This is a genomic window from Streptomyces fildesensis (assembly GCF_016107395.1).
GTDB lineage: Bacteria > Actinomycetota > Actinomycetes > Streptomycetales > Streptomycetaceae > Actinacidiphila > Actinacidiphila fildesensis.
Window position 1 is genome coordinate 1 of the sequence record NZ_JAAIKO010000113.1, and the last position, 1,799, is coordinate 1,799.

A 1,799-nucleotide genomic window follows, 5' to 3' on the forward strand; every position below is an offset into this window, starting at 1 on the left:
CACGACCGCGATGTGCTCACTGCCCCGGACCCGCCTCCTCGCGCGTCCAGTTCCCGGCCGCCATCTCTGGCAGTGCCGCTCGTGGCGAAGTGTGTTCGCGCGGTTGATTCCGCGCCGCTTCGGTCCCGTCTCGTTCTTGCTCGTTCTTCCGGTTCGTCTCTGCGATGCCTTCGTGCGGCGTGTTCGCTGCTGGGGCCTCCTGGATACGTGCCGTATCCAGGAAGGTTCTCCGTGAACCCCGTTCGTTCCAACCGCTCGTATTCCAGCCCCAGTTCCACCAGCCGCGGCGGCGCCTCCAGCGCCGGCGGTTACAGCCGTTCGGCGCCGAGCCGCTCCGGTGCGCCGAGCCGTTCCGGCGGTTACGCGGGCTCCGGTGGCTCCGGCCGTTCCGGTAGCTACGCGGGCTCGGGCCGCTCCGGCGGTTCAAGCCGACGCCCGTCCGTTCAGGGCGAGTTCGCTCTTCCGGTCACGCTCACCCCGGCGCTGCCCGCGGTGGAGAGCTTCGCCGCGCTGGACATGCCGGCCGCTCTGCTGGCGACGTTGGCGCACGAGGGCATGGCGGTGCCGTTCCCCATCCAGGGCGCGACGCTGCCCAACGCCCTGGCGGGACGTAACGTGCTGGGCCGTGGCCGTACCGGTTCCGGCAAGACCCTCGCCTTCGGTCTGGCGCTGCTGGCCAGGACCGCCGGTCAGCGCGCCGAACCGCTGCAGCCGCTGGCTCTGGTCCTGGTCCCGACCCGTGAGCTCGCCCAGCAGGTCACCGACGCGCTGACCCCGTACGCCCGCTCGCTGCGCCTGCGGATGGCCACGGTGGTCGGCGGCATGTCCATCGGACGGCAGATCCACCTGCTGCGCGGTGGCGCCGAAGTCGTCGTCGCCACGCCGGGCCGGCTCAAGGACCTCATCGACCGGGGCTCCTGCCGCCTGGACCAGGTCGGCATCACGGTCCTCGACGAGGCCGACCAGATGGCCGACATGGGCTTCATGCCGCAGGTCACCGCCCTGCTGGACCAGGTGCGCCCGGACGGGCAGCGCATGCTGTTCTCCGCCACCTTGGACCGCAACGTCGACCTTCTGGTGCGCCGCTACCTGCACGACCCGGTCGTGCACTCCGTCGACCCGTCGGCCGGCGCGGTCACCACGATGGAGCACCACGTGCTGCACGTGCACGGCGGGGACAAGAACGCGGTGACGACGCAGATCGCCGCCCGTGACGGCCGGGTCATCATGTTCCTCGACACCAAGCACGCCGTGGACAAGCTCACCGACCACCTGCTGAACAGCGGAGTGCGCGCCGCGGCACTGCACGGCGGCAAGTCCCAGCCGCAGCGGACCCGCACCCTGGAGCAGTTCAAGACCGGACACGTCACCGTGCTGGTCGCCACGAACGTCGCCGCGCGCGGCATCCACGTCGACAACCTCGACCTGGTCGTCAACATCGACCCGCCCAGCGACCACAAGGACTACCTGCACCGCGGCGGCCGCACCGCGCGCGCCGGTGAGTCCGGCAGCGTCGTGACCCTGGTCCTGCCCAACCAGCGCCGCGACATGATCCGCTTGATGCGGGACGCCGGCATCGCCCCGCAGACCGCACAGGTCCGCCCCGACGAGGCCGAACTGACCCGCATCACCGGAGCCCAGGCCCCCAGCGGCATCCCGTGTGTCATCGCCGCACCGGTCGTGGAACGCGCCAAGCGCAGCGCCACCGCCACCCGCGGCCGACGCAGCCGCTTCGCCCAGGCCCGCCGCTCCGGATCAGGCGAGCGCCCCGCGCCCCGCACGACCACCACCGCCGCGTA

1 protein-coding gene is annotated in these 1,799 nt (G+C 71.7%); it reads left to right on the forward strand.

Features of this window, described 5'->3' with window-relative positions:
• Positions 1–231: 231 nt before the first annotated feature.
• A partial coding sequence (locus C6N31_RS42105) for a DEAD/DEAH box helicase (protein WP_138359625.1) occupies positions 232–1,799 on the forward strand: 1,568 nt, incomplete at its 3' end.